A 23146-nucleotide genomic window follows, 5' to 3' on the forward strand; every position below is an offset into this window, starting at 1 on the left:
ACATTAAATTTTTATAACATTTTTTTGAATATAGTATTATTTCTTTATTTTTCGTTTCTTTTTTTATCAAATTTCCGGATATAAAGTGATAAAAGTATTGTTTTACATAAGGTCTTATACACTACTTTTTAATCGAACTAATTTGCTTTTGTGCATAATTCTTCTAATTGTTGGAAGGTTCGACAAAGCGTTATTACAGACATAAAAAAACCTGTTTTCTCATGGAAAACAGGTCTGCCGCTATTATTGATTTGCCAAAATGACAGCGATTTGATCCTCAATATCTTTTCCATCCTCTTCATCAATCAATCCATTTAGAAGAATAGAGAAAACAAGTTTTTTTCCGCTCTTTGTTTCTGCGTACCCCGATAGAGAGCTTACCGTACTGAGCGATCCGGTTTTTGCTCTTACTTTTCCTTGTGCAGGAGTGTCTTTCATGCGGTTTCTCAGCGTTCCGCCCACCATTCTGTCAGGGTTGCCCGCAACAGGTAATGAATTTAGATAAGCCGAGAACCAACTCTGATCCTGAATGTCATATAACAGCTGTGAAAGTTGATCTGAGGATACAGCATCAATATGTGAGATTCCTGATCCGTCTCTTAAGACGAGTGATTTAGAATCAACACCAAATTCCGGAAGCGTACTGTTTAACACTTCGAGCCCCTTTTCCCAGCTCCCTTCTCCTTTTTTCACTTTCCCCATCTCTTTTACGAGCACTTCGGCATGTCCGTTATTACTTAATTTCATGAACGGCACAAAAAGTTTCGATAAAGGCATTGAGCGATGAGAGAGCAGCACATCTGAAGAACTAGGTGCTTCACCCGTCTTGATGTCCCCTTTCACAGTAATACCTTGTTTTTTTAGTGACTGCTTAAATAAATCTAAGGCATATCCGGCAGGCTCCCAGACAGAAATCCATTCCTTTGTCTTGTTTGCGTCAACCGGTACGCTCCCTTCAATTGTAATCGTGTTTGTTCCATGCTCTCTTTCGATTGTGAGGTCTTTCTCTGAACCGGCAGCAGTCGTTTTAGCATCGTTCTTTATCGTTATATAATCGGTTTTCGGAGAGACAGACACGGCAGGCTCTTCCCCTTCTTTTTGATTTGGAGTGACCTCAACAATCACAGTGCCTGCATCATAGTCTTCGTTTGGAGACGCTGTTAGAGCGGAGATTGGCGCGCCATAATATGTGTATTCATCGCTCCAAGGCATATCAGGTGATAATCGCATGTCATCATGCCACGTATCATCACCGATCAGATTGCCTTTAATTACTTTTACGCCGGAATGTTTCAATTTCTCAGCCATTTTGTCAAAATCAGATGGTAAAAGTGTCGGATCGCCTTTCCCTTTCAAATAAAGGTTACCATTCAGCTTTTTCCCTTTCAGTGTTCCATCCGTCCGGACCTCGGTTGTAAAAGAATAGTTCTCGCCAAGGACAGAAAGTGCCGCGGCCGCTGTCAAAAGCTTTAGAGAAGAGGCAGGCCTCATTCGGGTGTCTCCTGAATGTTCATATAGAACAGCACCTGTTTCCGCAGAGCGAACGGTGATGCCGGCCATTGCGCCTTCGAGGGCAGGATGATCAGCTAAAATCTTATCGATCTGCTCGGAAAGTGCATCTTGTTTTTCAGCGGCAAGCGCAGCCTGATGCATATAAGGCACCGAAGCAACAACGAAAAGCAGTAAAACAGCAACATAAAGCTTTATGCTTTTTTTCATTCATTTCCCCGCCTCTCTGCGCTTCATCATTGGCTATTGATGATTCAGTTCAATGGTGATACTGCTTTTAGCTGTCGTTTCTTCTCCCGGCTCCAGCACTTGTAAACCAGTGAGTGACGAAGGTAAATCAAGATTCACGGCGTTTGTCACCCATGTGTAAGGCTCAGGGCATAAATACCCTTGTTTTCCGTCCGCATTGTATACAACCCAATGGTTAAACTGTTCATCTGCCTTATAAATAATGCTGATATGTGCATGCTGATGATAAATGACAGCCTGATTTTCTCCGCCTCTCTTCTGATAAGAAGATAAAAAGACATCATCCAGCTGCTTGTGGCGCAAATCCATTCCTTCATGCAAAGCTTCTTTATACGGGACATCCATCAGCTTCCCGGTCGGCAGCAGGCGTTCATCCAACTCCCATTGCTGATCTGCTGTCAGGGAAAATAATGAGCTTTCTGCCGGAAACACAAATGTAGTATGATAACCAATTCCCCAAGGAAACGCTTCCTTTCCTTTGTTCATGACCGTCGCATGTTTAAATAGGGTATTCCCCTTGATCGTGTATGTCATCCGAACGACGGCATGATGAGGAAATTGCTTCTGCACATGGGGAAGCTCAGAAAGATCAATTTCTGTTTCAACAGTCACTTCTTCATCAGTTTGCTTCGTGGTCACGACATTCCAATTTTCATGGTAAAGAAACCCATGAAGATGGTTGTGTTTATCCTTCTCGTTGATATCAAAATGATACGTTCTGCCCCGGAAACTGAATGTACCGTCACCTATGCGGTTAGGCGGGAACAGGATTGGAATGCCATACAATGTTGGTGTGTCGTGAAAACTTTCTGCTGTTTCCGGTTCACGCAAAAGCTGGACTTTTGTTTTTTTGTCCACGAGAGAAATGACGTTGCTCCCCCACTCAGGGACAACAATCATTTCTAGATGTTCGTTGCCCGCTTTGATGGCCGGCGTTCCCAAATACGTGATTTTCTCAATAAAGTTTGCCATGTTTACTCAACCTCTCCTTGATTCATTGCTAGTATAAGAATTCAATGTACTGTGCCATATTTCCTCCATTTTATATTTTCCCCTATCAAATAAAAAAACACCGTTCAAACTTATGAACGGTGTGATTCGGAGGCTATTGGATGAGACGTGTGATTTGTTTCTTTTTCCAGACGAATTGATAATACCCATAAATCAACAGCAAGCTGACGGCAAACGCAGCCGGATAACCAACCCAGACGCCGAGTATTTCAAGCTTTGTATAGTGAGAAAGGACGAAAGCGACAGGCACCTCTACTCCCCAGATTGCAAAAATACTGATGACGGTCGGCCATAAAACTGTTCCGCTTGCCCGCATCGTTGCAGAAATAATTTGGGCATTTCCAAACAGCAAATAGCTCCACAATGTAATCATCAAAAGACGGTGTGCAATGTAAAGCGTCTCTTGCTCGGTTAAAAATAACGATAAAATCTGATGTGAAAAAACATAGATCAGAATGATCAGTACGCCGCCAATGATATAATTCAGCCAAATCCCCACGCGAATGACCTGCTTTAAGCGGTCAAACTCGTTTGCCCCAATCGATTGCGCAGCGAAAATAGAAACCGCAATACCAAGGCTGACGGCTGGCATCTGTACATAGCTGGCCACCTGGTTGACCACTCCGTATGCAGCTGTTGCATTAGAGCCGTAATGATTGACGAATGAAATAACCGCTATCTCTGATAATGAGACAAGAATCATATTGATGCTTGCTGGGACCCCAAGACGCAGCAGGAGAACCAGCAGTTCCTTATCCATTTTCAAATAACGACGCACTGTTTTATCAAATTGCAGCGGGTGTTTTCGCTTTCGTAAATACACCATTAACACGAGAAAAGTCGCAATCGTGGAAATGACAGTTGCATATGCCGAGCCGTATATGCCCAGTTTCGGAAAACCAAACATGCCAAGGATTAAAACAGGCAAAAGCGCGATGTTGATGACCGTGCTCACAATCAGCGTATAAAACGGTGTCTTGGAATCTCCTGTTCCGCGCAAAAAGGTAGTATATGCAAAATATAAAAACATAAACGGCATAGCATAAAATAAAATACGTGCATAGTTAGCGCTGACATGAATGACATTTTCAGGTGTTCCCATTAAACGAAGGATATCCAGGGTGAAAATACTGCCGATGACGGCTAACACAACGCCTAATAAAAATGTAAACGTGAGCGTCGTCCCGACAACAGCCTTTAGCCGTTCCTCATTTTTCGCTCCATAAGCTTGTCCGATCAGAATCGAACTTCCTGAACCGATCCCAATTGTAAATGAGATTAAAAGAAAAAATAACGGGAAAAAGGATGATACAGCTGCCACTGCATCAACACCGAGCCATCTGCCTACAGCCATCATCCCGACTAGCTGGCCGACTGATTGCAGCACATTGCTCAGCAGAAGCGGCACCAAAAAGAGTGACATCGACCGCCAAACTGATGGTTTGCTTTTCTTTTGAGTTACAAGAGGTTCTTGTGATGTTTCCATATTAAAGGACTCCTTTATTTGAAATCGTTTTTAAACATGTCCTCATTTTTTGACAAAAACAGGATATGTAACATGTTATTATTCATCACTGCACATATGAAACCCTTCCCGATTCTTCTAATTTTACACATCTTTTTAGCTTATGAAGAATAAACTAGCAAGTAATGGCGTATTTTTTGTGAGTAAAAGATTAAAAAATAATTTATGCAAAAGTATTGTAATCTATCCGTAATTATTGTAACATTTGTAACATAAGAGAAAGAGATTTTGAAGGAGAGAGCGATAATGAAAAAATGTCTTCTATTTCTAACAACCATTGCACTTATTCTGTCATTAAGCACAAATGCATTTGCGAAAAATACATCAGGCGATTTATCACAAAAACAAGCATTACAGTTGGCATTATCCGCTAGAGAACATTTTTGGAACACCATGAGCGGCCACAATCCGAAGGTGAAAAAAGCAGTTTGCCCATCAGGCACATTCGAGTATCAAAATCTTCAATATGTATACATGTGCAGTGATCTAGGCACTAAAGCAAAAGCGGTGAATTATTTAACTCCTATTTTTACAAAAACAGCAATCGAAAAAGGCTTTAAAGATTATCATTTCACTGTTTCAAAAGGAAAACTTGCTGTTCCAATCGGTGACGGAGACAATCTTTTGAATTGGAAAAAATCAACTGCTAAACTGATCTCTAAAAAAGGCAGCACAATCACATACGAATTTACCGTCCCTACATTAGACGGATCCCCTTCTGCAAAACGGAAAGTTACATTCGTGAAAGAAAATAAAAAATGGAAAGTCAATCAATTTGACGCAGTTATATAAGAAAAACGCCCGGTATAAGCGGGCGTTTTTCTATTTGGTTTGCATAAAGAAAGACAACAGGCGAAAAGTGCCTGTTGTCTTTTTGTGAATATAACGCTCTAGGAGAGATTCGAACTCCCGACCTGCAGTTTAGGAAACTGCTGCACTATCCGCTGTGCTACTAGAGCTTTTGGTATTTATATAGTAGCTCTGATGATCAATATTTTCAAGCGATTTGTATTAAAGCCCTCCAAAAACCTTATACGCGGCTCTTGTTGTATCTTCATCAATACCAATATACCGCATTGTAATTGATGGTGATGAGTGATTCAGTATTCTCTGCAGCTCGGCGATGTCTTTCGTTCGCTGATAAAAATGATAGCCAAACGTTTTCCGGAGTGTATGCGTCCCTATCTCCTCAAGTCCGCACGCCGCAGCGGCCTCTCTTAAAATTCTGTAGGCCTGAATGCGGGAAATCGGCTTCCTGGTCCGCACTGATTTAAAAAGATATTCGTTTTCCTTCATGTCTTTCGTATACTCGTATATTTCCTGTTTCAGCGATTCTAAAATAAGAATCTTTCTTTTCTTTTTCGTTTTGCTTTCAGTCGCCCATAAATGATCTTTATTTTGAACGTCCTTCACTTGCAGCGGCAGAATATCAGAAATGCGGAGCGCGCTGTTGATGCCGAAAATAAACAGAAAATAATCCCGCTTGTTTTTGTTAAGCAAATACTGTTTGACTTCTTGGATTTTCTCTAGACTGCGAATCGGCTGTACAATATGCATCAAAAAACTCCTTAAAAACCGTTATGTAACGTTTTGAGGTCTATGTTACTATTATAGCTGAAAAACGTTGAATGTCAAAGTGCGGCGGCGTTTATGTAACATAATATACATAGTGTTACATAAGCTTTTAAAAAAGCTTCTTCCAACCTTCACCCTATTAAATAAGCTTTAAAGCCTATTTTAAAGCTTTTAACCTCTTGGATACTTATCCCCCTACTAATCATCAAAAAACCTCTTAAAACAAAATCTGACGCTCCCAATTTTATGGAGCTTCCGCAAAAACATACAAAAAAAGACACAATTTCAAATTGTGTCCTAATCCTCATCCTTTACATCAATATCTTCCGGGATTGGTTCATTTAATATTTCCTGCACAAGTGCTTTGTAATTCTCCAGCTGTTCGAGATGCGTTTTGAACTGCTCCTTATAAATCAAAAATTGCTCCCCGTCATGAACGGCTCTGATTCTTCCTTCGAGCACCAAGCTTTTAATATAATCCTCTGAAAGATTTGTATATTCTGCTGTTTCTTCAATCGTTAAATACATATAGCAGTCCCTTCTTAATCCGTATGCTGATTCTAATATAGCACATGGCTCATATCAATATAATCAATTTTGCACAGAAAAACGGCTTTATGTACTATATAATATACCATTTGTCACTTGTGAAAACGCTGTAATTTTTTTACGCTAAGATTGTAACAATACAGCTTCATATAGGAGGGAGAACATGAAAAGAACGTGGAACGTCTGTTTAACAGCTCTGCTTAGTGTTCTGTTAGTCGCTGGAAGTGTCCCTTTTCACGCGGAAGCTAAAAAACCGCCCAAAAGCTACGATGAGTACAAACAAGTAGATGTTGGAAAAGACGGCATGGTTGCCACCGCACATCCTCTTGCTTCTGAAATCGGTGCTGATGTGCTGAAAAAAGGAGGAAATGCTATTGACGCAGCGGTTGCCATTCAATTTGCACTCAATGTAACAGAGCCGATGATGTCAGGCATTGGCGGCGGCGGTTTTATGATGGTGTATGACGGAAAAACGAAGGATACAACGATAATCGACAGCCGCGAGCGTGCTCCAGCAGGCGCAACTCCTGATATGTTTCTGGACGAAAACGGCAAAGCAATTCCTTTCTCTGAACGTGTAACAAAAGGTACTGCCGTTGGTGTTCCAGGCACTCTGAAAGGGCTGGAAGAAGCCTTGGATAAATGGGGAACCCGTTCGATGAAGCAATTAATTACCCCTTCTATTAAACTCGCTGAAAAAGGCTTTCCGATTGATTCGGTGTTGGCAGAGGCCATTTCTGATTATCAGGAAAAGCTTTCACGGACTGCCGCAAAAGATGTATTTTTACCAAATGGCGAACCGCTTAAAGAAGGAGATACCCTTATTCAAAAGGATTTGGCTAAAACATTTAAGCTTATTCGCTCCAAAGGCACTGACGCTTTTTATAAAGGAAAATTCGCCAAGACGCTTTCTGACACTGTCCAGGATTTCGGCGGATCAATGACAGAAAAAGATTTAGAAAATTACGACATTACAATTGATGAACCGATTTGGGGAGATTATCAAGGCTATCAAATCGCTACTACTCCTCCTCCAAGCTCCGGCGGTATTTTCTTATTGCAAATGCTGAAAATCCTTGATCATTTTAACCTTTCACAATACGATGTCCGCTCATGGGAAAAATATCAGCTGCTTGCTGAAACGATGCATTTGTCATATGCCGACCGTGCGTCTTACGCAGGTGATCCCGAATTTGTAAATGTTCCTCTCAAAGGCCTGCTTCACCCCGATTATATTAAAGAACGCCAGCAATTAATCAACCTAGATCAAGTGAATAAAAAACCGAAAGCCGGTGACCCTTGGAAATACCAAGAAGGATCAGCAAACTATAAACAAGTTGAACAGCCGAAAGACAAAGTAGAAGGCCAAACAACCCACTTTACAGTTGCTGACCGTTGGGGAAATGTTGTTTCTTATACAACAACAATCGAACAGCTATTCGGAACGGGTATTATGGTCCCTGATTACGGTGTTATTTTAAACAATGAATTAACGGATTTTGATGCGATACCAGGCGGAGCTAACGAAGTACAGCCAAACAAACGGCCTTTAAGCAGCATGACCCCGACGATTTTATTTAAGGATGACAAGCCTGTCCTCACGGTTGGATCTCCTGGCGGGGCCACAATTATTTCATCCGTTTTGCAAACCATTCTCTACCACATTGAATATGGTATGGAATTAAAAGCAGCTGTTGAAGAGCCGAGAATTTACACAAACAGTATGAGCTCTTACCGTTACGAAGACGGAGTTCCTAAAGATGTCCTCAGCGAGCTGAACGGTATGGGCCACAAATTCGGCCCAAGTCCGGTGGATATCGGAAACGTGCAAAGCATATCGATCGACCATGAAAACGGCACCTTTAAAGGCGTAGCTGATTCAAGCAGAAACGGCGCGGCGATCGGCATTAATTTAAAACGTAAATAAATTAAAAAACTGTACTCGCTTCAAATGAGTACAGTTTTTTCATGCAGATCTTTATAACAACGGGCATTGGTAATGCTCTGTATCCCTGATTGCAATCCAAAATGACAGAATGATGACTGCTTCTTTGACAAAATCTTTATTCTGCTAATGCACGTCTATCTTCATCTTTTCATTTCGTTTATCTCATCAAGAAATGTCTGAAACGCACTCGTAATAAAAAAGTCTTTCCTGTATATAAAGACGATCTCTAAGTCTTGATATGCTGGTGGCAATTGATGAATCCATACATTTGTACGATGCTCGGAGCAGTTAACAGCGGACTTTGGGAGCAGCGCCGTACCCATCCCGGCGGAAACACCTTTTATAATAGCCTCCAATGTGCCAAACTCTATGATTTTTTGATTGTGTATGCCTGCTTCCTCTAGTAATCTTTTGACCCTGTCACGATGAGAACAGCCAGCCCCAAAAAAGAGCATCGGCTGCTGAAGCATGTCTTCTGACGTCCCTTCTCGTGATGAAATCAAAACTAATTCATCATGGGAGACATGGAGTTGTCTAACTGCAGCGTGCTCAACCGGCCCATATACAAAAGCGCCATCAACTTTATGATCAAGAACCTGTTGAATCAAATGATGCGTATCAGCTGTGTTCACTGATAAATCCACTTCAGGAAAACGCCTGAGGAAGGATGCTGCATGCTCAGGCAGATGCGTTACCGCCGTCGTTTCCAGTGATCCGATCCGCAAAGGCCCTTTTGGTTGCCTGCTCATTCGGGTCGATTTTTCAGCTTGGTCTAACAGCGATAATACTTGATCTGCATATTGCAAAAGATTTTCTCCTGCAGCAGTCAGCTTCATCCCCCGATTCGTTCGATGAAAAAGCCTGATATTCAAATCTTCCTCAAGGTTATGCACTCTGGCTGTCACATTCGACTGAACATAATTCAGCATTTGGGCTGCTTTCGTTATGCTTCCTTCGCGAGCAACAGCCTGAAAAATCTTTAAATCTCCGCTTTCCACGCGCTCTCACCTGCTTGCTATGATGAAAAGTGATATTGGCTATCATATTTGTTCATTTTACTCGAAGAAAACCGCTATGTAAAATATGTAAAGATATGAAAATACAATTAATGAGGAGGCAGACAGCATGAAAGCTGTAATTCACAACGGAAAAGCCGGTCTTCTGGGGTTATCAGTTCAGGACGTTCCATCAACAAAGCCTGGATACGGAGAGGTAAAGGTTAAATTAAAATCTGCAGGCCTGAATCATCGTGACTTGTTTCTTATGAAAAACAAATCTGAACAAGATCCTCACATGATACTGGGTTCTGACGGCGCGGGTATCATCGAAGAGATTGGTGAAGGCGTGAAAAATGTTACTGTTCAGACAGAAGTAGTCATTTTCCCGACATTGAACTGGGATTTGACAGAAAATGTTCCACCTGTACCTGAGATTCTGGGAGGTCCTTCGGACGGAACACTTGCTGAATATGTGATCATTCCTTCACAAAATGCAATCAAAAAACCTGCTTATTTATCTTGGGAAGAAGCGGGCGTTTTACCTTTATCCGCTTTAACTGCATATCGGGCTCTGTTTACAAAGGGGCAATTAAAAAAAGGCGAGCATCTATTGATACCCGGCATCGGCAGCGGTGTAGCAACCTATGCTTTATTGATGGCTAAGGCGATTGGGGCAACAGTAAGCGTGACCTCCCGCAGTGAGGAGAAAAGAAAAAAGGCGCTGAAATTAGGTGCTGATTACGCATTTGACAGCTACAGCAATTGGGATGAGCAGTTGCAGGGAAAAAAGGCGGATGTTGTTCTTGACAGCATAGGACCTGCCCTCTTTTCGGAATACTTCCGCCATGTAAAACCAAATGGCCGTATTGTCAGCTTTGGGGCAAGCTCAGGGGATAATCTCAGTTTTCCGGTGCGTTCTCTATTCTTTCCTCAGGTCAATGTTTTGGGAACCTCGATGGGAAGCGGTGAGGAATTTCAAGCTATGCTCGCTTTCATTGACAAACATAAGCTGCAGCCTGTAATTGACCGGATATATCCTTTAGAAAAAGCATGTGAAGCATATAAAAGAATGCAGGAAGGCAGACAGTTTGGAAACATCGGGATCGTAATGGAATAAAAAAAGAAACCGGCTGGCAGCCAGACCGGTTTCTCTTATATGATAATCCCCTTTATTTACGGAAGAACTGAACTCCCCATCAAATATCGATCCACTTCACGCGCCACTTCACGGCCTTCATTAATCGCCCATACGATTAAGCTTTGCCCTCTTCTTGCATCCCCTGCGGCGAATACACCATCGATATTTGTTTGATAATCCCCATATGCTGCACTGATTTTGTTATTTACTGAATCAACACCGAACTGTTTCAACAGCGGCTGTTCTGTGCCTTCAAAGCCGATAGCGATAAAGACAAGCTGAGCAGGCCATACTTTTTCCGTTCCAGGCAGCTCGCGGAACTCGTATTTTCCATGCTCATTTTTCACTTTTTCCATTTGGATGGTATGAAGCTCTTTCAGCTTTCCGTTTTTATCCGCGACCATTTTTGTCGTTTGAATGGAGTATTCTCTCGGATCTCTTCCGAATTTTGCTTCTGCTTCCTCGTATGCATATTCAAGCGTAAAGACGTGTGGCTGTTCAGGCCACATATTGTCATTCGTGCGGGCTGGCGGAAGTTTCGGGTGTTTGCCGAATTGGTGCACGCTTTTGGCTTTTTGACGCAGAGCGGTAGCCACACAGTCAGCTCCTGTATCTCCGCCTCCGATTACGATGACATCTTTCCCTTTGGCATCAATGAATTGCTTGTCTTTAAAATTAGAATCTAAATAGCTTTTTGTTGCAAGTGTGAGGTAGTCCATTGCGTAATGGACTCCTTTTGAGTCGCGTCCTTCAATTAAGAGGTCCCGCTGTTTTTGAGCGCCTGTGCATAAGATCACAGCATCAAATTGCTCCTTTAGCTCATCAGCTGTAATGTCAACACCGATTTCTGTGTTCGTGACAAAATCAATTCCCTCTTGCGTCAGCAATTTAATTCGGCGTTCTACAATGCCCTTCTCAAGCTTCATGTTTGGAATGCCGTATGTTAAAAGGCCGCCCGCTCTGTCTGAGCGCTCAAAAACAGTGACAGAATGCCCCGCTTGATTCAGCTGGTCAGCACTCGCCAGTCCGGCTGGGCCCGACCCGACGATAGCAACTTTTTTGCCTGTTCGTTTTTTTGGAATTCTAGGTTGAATCCAGCCGTTCTCAAATCCTTTATCGATAATGGTCCGCTCGATGTTTTTAATTGATACGGCCGGGTCTGAAATCGCTAAAGTGCATGATCCTTCACAAGGAGCGGGACATACCCGCCCTGTGAATTCAGGAAAGTTGTTTGTTTTCAACAGACGTTCCAATGCTTCCTTCCATCTGCCCCGGTAGACAAGATCATTCCATTCAGGAATTAAGTTGTAAATCGGACAGCCGGATGTAAATCCGTTAATGTCCGCACCGATCTGGCAAAACGGTGTACCGCAATCCATACACCGCGCCCCTTGCCGTTTCGATGCTTCTTCTGAAAAAGGAGCAGAATATTCTTTCCAATCCTTTAAGCGAGTGAGAGGGTCCCGCTCCGCAGGTTTTTCTCGTTTGATCTCCATAAATCCAGTTGGTTTCCCCATGTTCCTCTCCCCTTCCTTACTGTACTACCGCTTGTTTTTGTCCCGATGCTGCTGTATTCTGCTTTGGCTTCGTGTTGGCCTCAAAAGCGAACATGATGGCTTCTTCATCTGATAAACCTGCAGCTTTTTGCTCTTCGATGCTTGCGAGCATTTGTTTATAGTTTTTCGGAATGACTTTGACGAATTTTTTCACACTGTCTTCCCATTGATCTAGCAGATCTTCTGCTTTTTGGCTGTTTGTATACGCAGTATGTCTTTCAAGCATTGCTTTGATTTGCTGGATTTCTTTCTCATCCTCTAATGATTCAAATAAAATCATCTCAAGGTTGCATTTGCGTTTAAACGCTTTGACATCTTCGGTCAGTACATAAGCGATTCCGCCGGACATACCTGCCGCAAAGTTTTTGCCTACATCACCGAGAACGACAACGCTGCCGCCAGTCATGTATTCACAGCCGTGGTCGCCGATGCCTTCTACAACTACGTTCACACCGCTGTTTCGAACGGCAAAGCGTTCACCAGCACGCCCGTTAATATATGCTTCTCCGCTTGTCGCACCGTAAAAAGCCACGTTGCCGATAATGACATTGTCATCCGAAGCAGAGTTGAATCCTTCTGGTGACTTGACGATGATTTTTCCGCCAGAAAGCCCTTTTCCGACGTAATCATTTGAGTCTCCGTCCAAATAAAGCGTCATCCCTTTAGGAACGAAAGCTCCAAAGCTTTGGCCGGCTGATCCGGTAAAGTGCAGCTTGATTGTATCTTCAGGAAGACCTTCTTCTCCGTAACGCTTTGAGATTTCACTGCCGGTTATCGTTCCGGCTACACGATTTGTATTATTGATTTCAATCGAAATATCAGCTTCTTTTCCAGATTCGATGGCTTCTTGTACGGCCGGGAGAATTGTTGTAATATCAAGTGATTGATCAATTTTATGATTTTGCGGCGATTGGAACGTCCGCACCCCTTCAGGCTGATAAAGAAGGGTAGACAAATCAAGCTGGCTTGCTTTCCAGTGCTCCTTTGCCCGTTCACTTACATGAAGTACATCAGTGCGGCCGATCATTTCATCAAATGTCTTGAAGCCTAACGCAGCCATGTACTCACGAACTTCTTCGGCAATGAACAGCATATAGTTCACAATATGGTCAGGATCTCCCATGAACTTTTTGCGAAGCTCTGGATTTTGTGTGGCTACACCGACAGGGCATGTATCCAAATGGCAGGCACGCATCATGACACAGCCGAGTACAACTAACGGAGCCGTTGCGAAACCAAATTCTTCGGCGCCGAGCAAGGCAGCCATCACAACGTCGCGGCCCGTCATGAGCTTTCCGTCTGTTTCTAATACAACACGGTCACGAAGTCCGTTCAGCATTAGTGTTTGATGTGCTTCTGCAAGGCCAAGCTCCCACGGAAGCCCTGTATGTTTAATACTGGTTTTCGGAGAAGCGCCTGTACCTCCGTCATAGCCGCTGATCACAATGACATCTGCAGTCGCTTTGGCAACACCTGCAGCGATTGTTCCTACACCTGCTTTTGACACCAGCTTTACGCTGATTCTTGCGTCACGGTTGGCATTTTTCAAATCGTGGATCAGCTGGGCTAAATCCTCAATCGAATAAATGTCATGGTGTGGCGGAGGTGAGATTAATCCGACACCTGGCGTTGACCCGCGGACATCGGCAACCCATGGATATACCTTGTTGCCAGGAAGCTGCCCGCCTTCACCCGGCTTAGCACCTTGAGCCATTTTAATCTGCAGCTCATCAGCATTGACGAGGTAATGGCTTTTGACACCAAACCGTCCGGATGCAATTTGTTTGATCGCACTTCTTCTATCATCGCCGTTCTCATCTGGAACAAAGCGTTTGGGATCTTCTCCGCCTTCACCGCTGTTGCTTTTTCCTCCAAGACGGTTCATTGCGATTGCTAAAGCTTCGTGCGCTTCCTTACTCAAGGACCCGAATGACATCGCACCCGTTTTAAAACGTTTGACAATCGATTCAGCGGATTCAACCTCCTCCAACTTCAAAGGCTTGCGGTTTCCGTCAAATGCGAACAAGTTCCGCAAAAATCCGATGCGTTCTTCATCAGCCGCTTTTGTATACTGTTTAAACAGATTGTAATCATTTCTGCGGCACGCCCATTGCAAAGTATGAATCGTTTTCGGATTAAACGCATGATGCTCTCCGCCATTTCTCCATTGGAAGTCACTTCCCGGTTCAAGCGTTTTGCTGTAATCATCCTGATACGCTTCCCGGTGGCGGCGCTGTGCCTCTTCTGCAATTGTTTGTAAATCGATGCCGCCTAGCTGTGATGCAGTACCTGTGAAATAGCGGTCGATCACATCGCGGCTGATTCCTACCGCTTCAAAGATTTGGGCGCCTCTGTAGCTTTGCACAGTTGAAATTCCCATTTTGGACATCACTTTTACGACGCCCTCAGTAATGCTTTTTCCATATTTGCTGACCGCTTCTTCATAGCTGATATCCAAACGGCCTTCATCAATTTCCTGCTTGTAGGTCGCATAAGCGAGATAAGGGTTAATCGCATCTGCGCCATAACCGATTAACGCTGCAAAGTGATGCACTTCACGTGCTTCTCCCGATTCCACAATAATGCTGACCTTCGTACGCAGCCCTTTGCGGATTAAGTGCTGGTGCAGCGCGCTTACTGCCAGAAGCGGCGGAATTGGTGTCAGTCGTTCGTTCATCTTTTTGTCTGATAAAATTAACAAACTTACGCCTTGGCTGATGGCTTTCTCTGCTTGTGTGAACATGTCCTTTAATCCGCGTTCAAGATCCTCTGAAAACAGCACATCAATTTTTTGGCTTTTTAAATCAGGATGAACAATCGTTTTCAATGCGTAAAACTGTTCATTGGATAAAACAGGTGTATACAGTTTAATCCGGCGAACATTTCGTTCACTTGGATGAAGAAGATCGCCTTCCGCACCGAGCCAAGTCATCGTTGAAGTGACAAGCTGCTCACGAATCGCGTCGATTGGCGGGTTCGTTACTTGTGCAAACAGCTGTTTAAAGTAGTTAAACAGTGATTGCGCTCGGTCAGAAAGTACAGCAAGCGGAACGTCATTCCCCATTGAACCAAGGGGATCTTTGCCTTCTTTAATAACAGGAATTAGATATTTTTGGATATCTTCATATGTGTATCCGAATGCCTTCTGGCGAGTAAGAAGATCACTAAATTGTTCTTCTTCTCTTGACTCCGGATCAGGATTTACTTGTACAAGCTCTTCTTCAAGCCATTTTTGATACGGATACTCAGTTGCAATTTGTGTTTTGACTTCTTCATCGGAGATAATACGGCCTTCTTCCAGGTCGATTAAAAGCATTTTCCCAGGCTCAAGGCGGTTTTTATATAAAACGTTCTCCTGTTCAACTTCAATAACGCCTACTTCAGATGAGAAAATAATATAATCATCTTTTGTGACATAATAACGGGCCGGACGGAGACCATTCCGATCAAGGATCGCCCCGATTTGTTTACCGTCAGTAAATGAAATGGCTGTTGGTCCGTCCCAAGGCTCCATCAGGGAGCTATGGTACTCGTAGAACGCCCTTTTTTCCTTGGACATATGCGTATTTTCCGTCCAAGGCTCTGGAATGAGCATCATTGCCGTATGTGCCGGTTTGCGTCCAGCCATCACAAAAAACTCAAATGCGTTATCCAAAATGGAAGAGTCACTGCCATCAGCATTAAGAATCGGCAAAATCTTATTTAAGTCCTCACCGAAGCTTTCAGATACAAATTGCTGCTCACGTGCTCTCATCCAGTTGATATTTCCACGAAGGGTGTTAATTTCACCGTTGTGAACCAAATAGCGGTTAGGATGCGCTCTTTCCCATGTAGGGAATGTATTGGTACTGAAGCGTGAATGAACGAGCGCAAAAGCAGAAACGAATGCTTCGTCTTGCAGATCAGAATAAAATGCATCAACCTGTTCAGGTGTTAAAAGGCCTTTGTAAACAATGGTCTGGCTTGAAAGACTGGCAAAATAAAAATCAAGACCTTCCGTTACTCCCCAATTTTCAGCCTGTTTACGAATGACATACAATTTTCGTTCAAAAGATAAATTGTCCTTTAGATCAGAACTTGCGCCGATAAATACCTGACGGACAAACGGACAGCTTTTTTGCGCCACTGTTCCGATTTTTCCGACATTTACAGGTACAGTTCTCCATCCAAGAACGACTTGGCCTTCTTGTTCAATCAGTGCATTGATTTGCTTTTCAATTTTTTTTCTTTCATCTTCTTTCTGTGAGAAAAAGACCATTCCTACCCCATAACGTTCTTTTTCTGGCAGATTGATGTCTTTGCACTCTTTTCTAAAGAAAGCATCAGGGATTTGAACCAGTAAGCCGGCTCCGTCTCCTGTATCCGGATCACTGCCTTGCCCTCCTCTATGGTCTAGCTGGCAAAGCATCTTAAGTCCTTGTTTGACAATGTCGTGAGTCTGCTTGCCCTTTAAGTGTGCATATAGGCCGATTCCGCATGCATCATGTTCAAATTCAGGACGGTAGAGACCTTGAGCTTTTGGCATTTGATTGTACGTCATAATTCCTCTCCCCCGATCAATTTCCGATAATACCGGTCATAAAATCTAACAACTCTATAATCATTGTAGGTTTTCAAAACGATATAAACAATATATAATTTAGATCAAAAGAATCTCAAAATGAGATAGATGGATGTGAGACAAACATGGAGCTGCGCCAACTGCGTTATTTCATGGAGGTGGCTGAAAGAGAACACGTTTCAGAAGCCGCTGATCATTTGCATGTGGCCCAATCAGCAATCAGCAGACAAATTGCCAATCTTGAAGAAGAATTAAATGTGACCTTATTTGAGCGTGAAGGGAGAAATATCAAACTCACGCCAATCGGAAAAGAATTTTTGATTCATGTGAAAACGGCGATGAAAGCCATTGATTATGCGAAAGAGCAAATTGATGAGTATCTTGACCCGCATCGCGGAACGGTAAAGATCGGCTTTCCTACAAGCCTCGCCAGCCAGCTTTTGCCGACTGTCATTTCAGCGTTTAAAGAAGAATATCCGCACGTCGAATTTTTGCTGCGCCAAGGCTCCTATAAGTTTCTGATTGAAGCTGTCAGAAACCGCGATATTGATCTGGCCTTATTAGGACCGGTGCCGACGAATTTCTCTGACATAACGGGAAAAATATTATTTACTGAAAAAATTTACGCGCTTGTTCCATTAAATCATCCGCTTGCTAAACAAAAAACGGTTCATTTAATCGATTTGCGCAACGACCAATTTGTATTGTTCCCGGAAGGATTTGTACTTAGAGAGATGGCAATCGATACTTGCAAACAAGCAGGCTTTGCTCCTCTCGTTTCCACGGAGGGTGAGGATTTGGATGCTATCAAAGGGTTAGTGTCCGCAGGGATGGGCGTTACCCTACTGCCTGAAAGTACTTTTGCTGAAACAACACCTCGTTTTACTGTGAAAATTCCAATTGAGTTCCCTCAAGTAAAACGGACTGTCGGAATCATTAAACCGAAAAATAGAGAGCTTGCGCCTTCTGCGAATGATTTTTATGAGTTTGTCATTCAATTTTTCTCTAAGCTGGAGCAGTATCAATAAAAAAATGAACCCGAGCTTCTATATAGAAGCTTCGGGTTTTTTTCTGCAAATTAATTTACAGGTAAAGAAAAATCCACATGGCAAACAAATGCTTCTTGATCAATTAGAGCTCTGTTTGTCAGTTCCTTTTTCTTTTCCGGTTCTTGAAGCTGTACAGAAGAGTAATTGACGATTCCAAGACCGATTTCCGTCCCTTTTGAATCCATCAGCCGAACAACTGAACCGCTTTTGAATTTCCCTTTAATCTTCTGTACACCGTCCAGGTATAAACTCGATTGGCCGTTTGTTATTTTTCGTGAACAATCATCTGATAAAAACATTTCACCTTCCGGGCCGGAATTAAAAGCGATCCATTTCTCCTTTTGATTCAACGGAAGCGTTCCTTCTGCTTCAAAATAGGTGCCTTCCGCCTGTTCATGAACGGCGTGATATAAAATATCGCCGGCATCTGCCTGACCAAGGAAACCTTTAATGCCAGACGCCATTACGATTTTAAACGCATCAAGCTTAGAGCGCATGCCGCCGGTGCCAACGATGCTTCCAGTGTCACCTGCGCATGCTTCGATGTCAGGTGTTATTTCACTCACCCGCTGTATCCTTTTCGCTTCTGGATTTGTGCGCGGATTGCCGTCATATAATCCGTCTATATCTGATAATATCACAAGCATATCTGCATCAATCAATCCTGCGACTTTTGCTGCGAGCGTATCATTGTCGCCAAACTTGAGCCGATTGACGGTAACTGTGTCATTTTCGTTTATGATCGGGATGATGCCGCGCTCGAGCAGTACATTCATTGTATTCCTGACATTGTTGTATCGATATTCATCAGAAAAATCGCTTCTCGTAATTAAAATTTGGGATGCGACATAGCCGTGTGCCAAAAACAGCTTTGAATAAGCCTCCATCAGCAATCCCTGGCCGATTGAAGCTGATGCTTGTTTTTCTGGAAGCTTCTCGGGCCTTTGGATAAATCCGAGCTTCCGATATCCCGCCGCCACTGCGCCTGAGGAAACCAAAATCACTTCATAACCGGCGTCTTTGAGTTTGACGACCTGGTCGACCAACGCTTCTAATTTTCGAATGCTGATTTCTCCATGAAGGCTTGTTAATGAACTGCTTCCAATCTTCACAACGACTCTTTTCATGCTTGTATCAGGCGTCACTTTATCACTCCTGATAGCAGCGCTGCAGTTTTTTCGATATCTTCGCTGATTTCCTTTGAACGCTTAGCCGCATGCTTTATTGCTTGAGAAATCGCTTCTCCCCCGCCGCTTTTTTTCAAGGCTTGCAGCCCCGCTGCTGTCGTTCCGTTCGGTGACGTGATATTATCTCTTAAGATTTCAGGATGTTCTCCTGTTTCCATGAGCATTTTTGCGGCACCTAAAAGTGTCTGTGCGCCGATGCTTCGAGATAACTGTTTATCGAGGCCCGCTTCCTCGCCTGTCTTTTCAATGAATTCCATTAAATAATAAAAATACGCGGGGCCGCTGCCTGCAATTCCGGTGAATATATCCATTTGATTTTCTTGGATTGTATAGACTTCGCCCATGCATCCGAGCAATGCTTCGGTCAGCTTCTTCAGGTCTTCCGACACATATTTGCCAAGGGCAATAGCTGTTGCAGAAGCGCCAATCATACTGGAAGTGTTGGGCATCACTCTGACAACCGGCTGTTCATTAAGCAATGATTGTTCAATAAAAGAGGTGGTTATGCCGGCAAGGACCGACAATATTAATTGATGGGGTTGAATACGTGATTTTAGTGATGACAGAGCGTTTTCGGCGTCTTTTGGCTTCATTGCCAAAATGAGCACATCCATGTCTTCAATACATAGTTGGTTCGGCAAGGCGCCTTTGATTCCATATTGAAGTTCAAGTTCAGTTAATCGCTCTGTATTGCTGCGGTTTGTAACGCAGATGTTTTGTTTCGGGATTTTGTTGGCACGAACGATACCTGATATCATTCCTTCCGCCATAGATCCTGCTCCTATAAAGGCTACTTTCTTTTGATCAAAGATCGGTAACATCTCCTTTGTTCGCTTTTTTGTTCGCATTTTCACACGTTTAAAATGTTACCACGTGAGGAAATGATGTCAAGTTTGAAGGTCATTATTGATTTGTATTGTTTCTTTTCGACAAATATGTATAATGAAAAGCAGAAAACACCCGGTTCACACTGCTGCGCCGGGTGTTTGTTTCTATTAAAAATTATCTGAGAGAGCTTTTTCAATCAGTTTTTTACAGCGATCCAGCTCTACCTTCAGCTGTTTTTTATATAGCTTGGCAGCTTCGTAATCTTTAAATTGATAGAGGACGACTTCCTGGAGCTTAGCCCCTTCTTTTTTTACTTTAATTTGTTTTAGTATCCCGTCATCAAGAAGCTCATGCAAAGACCGGTATACTTCTGTATGATTTGGTTTAAAACCAATCTCTTTAAATTCAGACCGAAGTACTTCAAGCAGCTTTAACCCATAGAGTCTCTCTTGCTCTGTCATCGTTATCATATAAAGCTTCAAAAATGCACGCTGTTTCACTAAAAAGCCTGTTGAACTCCTTTTTTCTTCTTTCATCATATGCACTCCTTCTTCTGTCACTGACAACACTATGTACTAAATATTCAATTTTCTTTTATTGTTTTCCTTCTTAATATTAAAGACTTATCGTCCAGTTATCTCATGGCTGCTGACTGTAGGTGCAGCGGAAAAATGAATAGGATATTGAACATTTGGTACATAGTTTTCTTAGTTCTATTATAACCTACATTCACTGCCAGCTTCAATTTAAAACGATTGTCAGATTTGCATATGTCGGTATGAATTTCATTCAAATAAAAAAACCTGTCGAAAGACAGGTTTTCATTTTTACGGATTTGTTGACCATAATCCCGCTGTTTTGATGAAAATACGAGGATCTAATTTCAATTGTGCCACCATGTATTCAGCAAGATCCTCAGGCTGCATCACTTTTTCAGGATTACCGTCTGTCAAGTTCAATTCGATAGACATATCACTAGCGACAGTGCTCGGCGTTAACGCGCTGACTCTGATATTATGTTTTCTCACTTCTTGCATAAGAGACTCTGTTAACCCTAGAACGGCAAATTTAGAAGCGCTATAAGCACTTGTTACAGCAGCTCCTCTTTGGCCCGCTGTAGACGAAATATTAATGATATCTCCGGCTTTGCGTTCGATCATTTCCGGAAGCACCGCACGAGTCACATGGTACACACCCATTAGGTTGACTTGTATAATATTTTCCCATTCATCGGCTGACAGATCTAAGAAACCGCCAAATTTGCTGATGCCGGCATTATTAATGAGAATATCGATATCACCGAGCTGTTCCTTCACTTGAGCTACAGCTTGGTTAACCTGATCGGCATCTTTTACATCTGCAGCAGCAAATGCAGCTTTTACACCAAGCGCTTTGACTTCTTCAGCCACTTTTTCTACATTAGCGGAAGTCCGGCCAATTAACCCGATATTCACGCCTTCTTTGGCAAGCGCCAGAGCAGTAGCGCGGCCAATTCCTCTGCCTCCGCCTGTGATTAGTGCAGTTTTATGTTGTAAACTTTGCAATTGAAGCACCCTTTCTTTGTTTACATATGTACGATATCACATTATAAGTACAATACATCCAATACGCAAATCAAACGAACTGTGTAAATATCATTTCTTCTGATTAAAAAAACGGATACAGGGTAATGACATAAGAAAAGGAGTGAACATATGATTATTGTTTATATCAGTCTTGCAGTATTAGCAGTTTCTATTATCTTCTTAGGAGTTACTGTGATTCAAAACAAGAAAAAAATGGACCCTGCACTAAAGGAGCTTTCCTCTGTTACGCAGGCTATGCAAAAACAAATCGAAGGATTAAAAACAGAAACAGAGCTGCTGACGCAAAAACAAAAGAAGATTCAGCAGGATGTCCAAATGAAAAAATCCGCGTTTCAGCAGACCGCAGCTGAAGTGAAAGAAGTTCCTAAAGCCGTTAAAGAGGTGTGGCAGGCTGGCCATTTAAATAGCAGGTAATGATGAATGATATCCCGTTGTTTCGATCAGAATGGACAATGGGATATCATTTTTTGAGGAGGCTTTCGCATGATTGTAAACCGCAGCTGCTTAAAGGAGTTCGCAGAAAAACTACATTCTCTTCCCTCTTCACTTACAAAGTCGGATTTACTTATTTCTCCATTTCATCTCCATCAAGAAAATGAACTTGACATCTACTATTCACCTCATAATGAATATATCAATCGGACTGCTACGATTGTGATTGCCGGGATCACGCCGGGTTTTTCCCAGATGAAAACAGCGTACGAAACAGCAGTCGAAAGTCTGCGGCAAGGCCGCACTCTTGAGCAAATGGCGGTAGATACAAAAATAGCAGCGGGTTTCTCCGGGTCGATGAGACATAACCTTATCACCATGCTGGATTTATGCGGGCTGCCGCAAGCTTTCGGCATTCAAAGCGCCGCAAAGCTTTTTGGAGAATTACGGCATATGCTCCATACAACTTCCGTTATTAAATATCCTGTCTTTATCCAGCAAAAAAACTATACCGGATACAAACCGGCCATCACTCGCTCTCCTATCCTAAGCACCTATGCTTTTGATCACTTCCCTGCGGAGCATCATGTGGTGGGGCCAGCTCTTCTTATTCCGTTAGGAAAAGCCGCCGAAACAGTATGTGAAACCTTGATCAGACAGTACAGACTCCAGAATTTGATTTGCCTTAGCGGCTTTCCCCACCCATCAGGCGCAAACGGCCATCGTTTAAAACAATTCGCCAAAAACAAAGAGCAACTAGAAAGACAAATTCATTCTTTTGCTTCCTCAGTTTTGAATTTTCTATAGAAAAGAGGAAATAAAAGGGATATGATAAACAGAAACAAACGTGGGGAGTGGTTGAATGTTTCCTATATTAGAAACGGATCGGCTTATACTTAGGCAAATCACAGATCAGGATGCGGAAGCCATTTTTGCTTGTTTCTCAAACGATGAAGTGACACGCTATTATGGGCTTGAAAACATGGAATCTATAGAACAGGCCATTTCAATGATTCAAACGTTTGCTGCCCTCTATCAAGAAAAACGCGGTATACGGTGGGGAATTGAAAGACGGGACACTAAAGAACTGATCGGAACAATTGGCTTTCACGCTCTGGCCCAAAAGCATAGGCGCGCGGAAATCGGTTATGAAATCATCCCGGAGTATTGGCGAAACGGATTTGCATCAGAAGTCATTTCAAAGGTCGTATCTTACGGATTTTCTGCCCTTGGACTATCGCGTATTGGCGCAGTTGTATTTACCGATAATGAAGCATCAAATCGTCTGCTTCTAAAAATGGGGTTTCAAAAAGAAGGCGTTTTAAGACAGTACATGTATCAAAATGGGACTCCAAATGATACAAATGTGTACTCTATTGTGAAACCAAGAGAATGACGGTATTCTCTTGGTCTGTGCCACATCCCTTTTCCTTTAAAATGTCCGA

The 23146-nt window shown here is 42.8% G+C and carries 18 protein-coding genes, 1 tRNA gene and 1 pseudogene; 7 read left to right on the plus strand and 13 right to left on the minus strand.

The window, feature by feature from the left end; genetic code table 11:
• Positions 1–243: 243 nt before the first annotated feature.
• The 3 genes from dacB to ACFVP7_RS11410 all read right to left on the minus strand — a co-directional run bounded on the left by dacB (position 244) and on the right by ACFVP7_RS11410 (position 4255).
• Positions 244–1719: a D-alanyl-D-alanine carboxypeptidase/D-alanyl-D-alanine-endopeptidase gene (gene dacB / locus ACFVP7_RS11400; protein WP_338734038.1), complete on the minus strand. Its 1476-nt coding sequence runs from the start codon at positions 1717–1719 to the stop codon at positions 244–246.
• Between the two features lie 33 nt (positions 1720–1752).
• Complete coding sequence (gene galM, locus ACFVP7_RS11405; RefSeq protein ID WP_338734040.1) at positions 1753–2730, minus strand: aldose 1-epimerase; 978 nt, start codon at positions 2728–2730, stop codon at positions 1753–1755.
• A gap of 133 nt (positions 2731–2863) precedes the next feature.
• The gene (locus ACFVP7_RS11410) at positions 2864–4255 is read right to left on the minus strand and encodes an MATE family efflux transporter (RefSeq protein ID WP_004399508.1); all 1392 of its coding nucleotides are present in this window, start codon (positions 4253–4255) and stop codon (positions 2864–2866) included.
• A 285-nt stretch (positions 4256–4540) separates the two neighbouring features.
• On the opposite strand from ACFVP7_RS11410, the gene iseA reads away from it, so the two are divergent.
• On the plus strand, positions 4541–5086 hold the full coding sequence (gene iseA, locus ACFVP7_RS11415) for a DL-endopeptidase inhibitor IseA (protein WP_004399558.1): 546 nt from the start codon (positions 4541–4543) through the stop codon (positions 5084–5086).
• Between the two features lie 94 nt (positions 5087–5180).
• Here iseA and ACFVP7_RS11420 read toward each other — a convergent pair.
• From ACFVP7_RS11420 to ACFVP7_RS11430, 3 genes are all read right to left on the minus strand, one after another.
• Positions 5181–5253 (minus strand) — tRNA-Arg (locus ACFVP7_RS11420).
• Between the two features lie 52 nt (positions 5254–5305).
• On the minus strand, positions 5306–5851 hold the full coding sequence (locus ACFVP7_RS11425; protein ID WP_003231473.1) for a site-specific integrase: 546 nt from the start codon (positions 5849–5851) through the stop codon (positions 5306–5308).
• 315 nt (positions 5852–6166) lie between these two features.
• On the minus strand, positions 6167–6397 hold the full coding sequence (locus ACFVP7_RS11430) for an excisionase family DNA-binding protein (protein WP_029727237.1): 231 nt from the start codon (positions 6395–6397) through the stop codon (positions 6167–6169).
• Positions 6398–6581: 184 nt separating this feature from the next.
• Between ACFVP7_RS11430 and ggt the strand changes: the two genes are divergently transcribed.
• A complete protein-coding gene (gene ggt, locus ACFVP7_RS11435) occupies positions 6582–8345 on the plus strand; it encodes a gamma-glutamyltransferase (protein ID WP_338734046.1) in 1764 nt (587 codons plus the stop codon).
• A 161-nt stretch (positions 8346–8506) separates the two neighbouring features.
• Here the strand turns inward: ggt and yofA are convergent, their stop codons facing one another.
• Positions 8507–9364 (minus strand): LysR family transcriptional regulator YofA, encoded by an 858-nt coding sequence (gene yofA, locus ACFVP7_RS11440; protein WP_125121264.1) that lies wholly within the window; start codon positions 9362–9364, stop codon positions 8507–8509.
• A 127-nt stretch (positions 9365–9491) separates the two neighbouring features.
• Here yofA and ACFVP7_RS11445 point away from each other — a divergent pair, with 127 nt between their 5' ends.
• A complete protein-coding gene (locus ACFVP7_RS11445; protein WP_338734049.1) occupies positions 9492–10481 on the plus strand; it encodes a zinc-binding dehydrogenase in 990 nt (329 codons plus the stop codon).
• Positions 10482–10537: 56 nt separating this feature from the next.
• On the opposite strand, the gene gltD is transcribed toward ACFVP7_RS11445, so the two are convergent.
• Positions 10538–12019, minus strand: coding sequence for a glutamate synthase small subunit (gene gltD, locus ACFVP7_RS11450; RefSeq protein WP_014479972.1), 1482 nt, complete (start codon positions 12017–12019; stop codon positions 10538–10540).
• Positions 12020–12035: 16 nt separating this feature from the next.
• A complete protein-coding gene (gene gltB / locus ACFVP7_RS11455) occupies positions 12036–16598 on the minus strand; it encodes a glutamate synthase large subunit (RefSeq protein WP_338734052.1) in 4563 nt (1520 codons plus the stop codon).
• A 146-nt stretch (positions 16599–16744) separates the two neighbouring features.
• Between gltB and gltC the strand changes: the two genes are divergently transcribed.
• Positions 16745–17647 (plus strand): glutamate biosynthesis transcriptional regulator GltC, encoded by a 903-nt coding sequence (gene gltC / locus ACFVP7_RS11460; protein ID WP_004399246.1) that lies wholly within the window; start codon positions 16745–16747, stop codon positions 17645–17647.
• 50 nt (positions 17648–17697) lie between these two features.
• On the opposite strand, the gene proB is transcribed toward gltC, so the two are convergent.
• From proB to ACFVP7_RS11480, 4 genes are all read right to left on the minus strand, one after another.
• On the minus strand, positions 17698–18813 hold the full coding sequence (proB, locus tag ACFVP7_RS11465) for a glutamate 5-kinase (RefSeq protein ID WP_024571767.1): 1116 nt from the start codon (positions 18811–18813) through the stop codon (positions 17698–17700).
• On the minus strand, positions 18810–19703 hold the full coding sequence (gene proC, locus ACFVP7_RS11470; RefSeq protein WP_396582141.1) for a pyrroline-5-carboxylate reductase: 894 nt from the start codon (positions 19701–19703) through the stop codon (positions 18810–18812). The genes proB and proC overlap by 4 nt, the downstream gene beginning before the upstream one ends.
• Positions 19704–19850: 147 nt before the next feature.
• Positions 19851–20219, minus strand: coding sequence for a replication termination protein (gene rtp, locus ACFVP7_RS11475; protein ID WP_003220337.1), 369 nt, complete (start codon positions 20217–20219; stop codon positions 19851–19853).
• A gap of 291 nt (positions 20220–20510) precedes the next feature.
• Positions 20511–21227 (minus strand): 3-ketoacyl-ACP reductase, encoded by a 717-nt coding sequence (locus tag ACFVP7_RS11480; RefSeq protein ID WP_004399223.1) that lies wholly within the window; start codon positions 21225–21227, stop codon positions 20511–20513.
• A 150-nt stretch (positions 21228–21377) separates the two neighbouring features.
• On the opposite strand from ACFVP7_RS11480, the gene ACFVP7_RS11485 reads away from it, so the two are divergent.
• The 3 genes and pseudogenes from ACFVP7_RS11485 to ACFVP7_RS11495 all read left to right on the plus strand — a co-directional run bounded on the left by ACFVP7_RS11485 (position 21378) and on the right by ACFVP7_RS11495 (position 23097).
• Positions 21378–21683 carry a DUF948 domain-containing protein gene (locus ACFVP7_RS11485; RefSeq protein WP_014476987.1) on the plus strand — a complete coding sequence of 102 codons (306 nt, stop codon included), beginning with the start codon at positions 21378–21380 and terminating at the stop codon, positions 21681–21683.
• 69 nt (positions 21684–21752) lie between these two features.
• Positions 21753–22522 (plus strand): annotated as a pseudogene (locus tag ACFVP7_RS11490) (hypothetical protein).
• Between the two features lie 41 nt (positions 22523–22563).
• A complete protein-coding gene (locus ACFVP7_RS11495) occupies positions 22564–23097 on the plus strand; it encodes a GNAT family N-acetyltransferase (protein WP_375060407.1) in 534 nt (177 codons plus the stop codon).
• The last annotated feature ends 49 nt before the right edge of the window (positions 23098–23146 follow it).

Source organism: Bacillus sp. SG20033, assembly GCF_044570195.1.
Lineage (GTDB): Bacteria > Bacillota > Bacilli > Bacillales > Bacillaceae > Bacillus > Bacillus subtilis.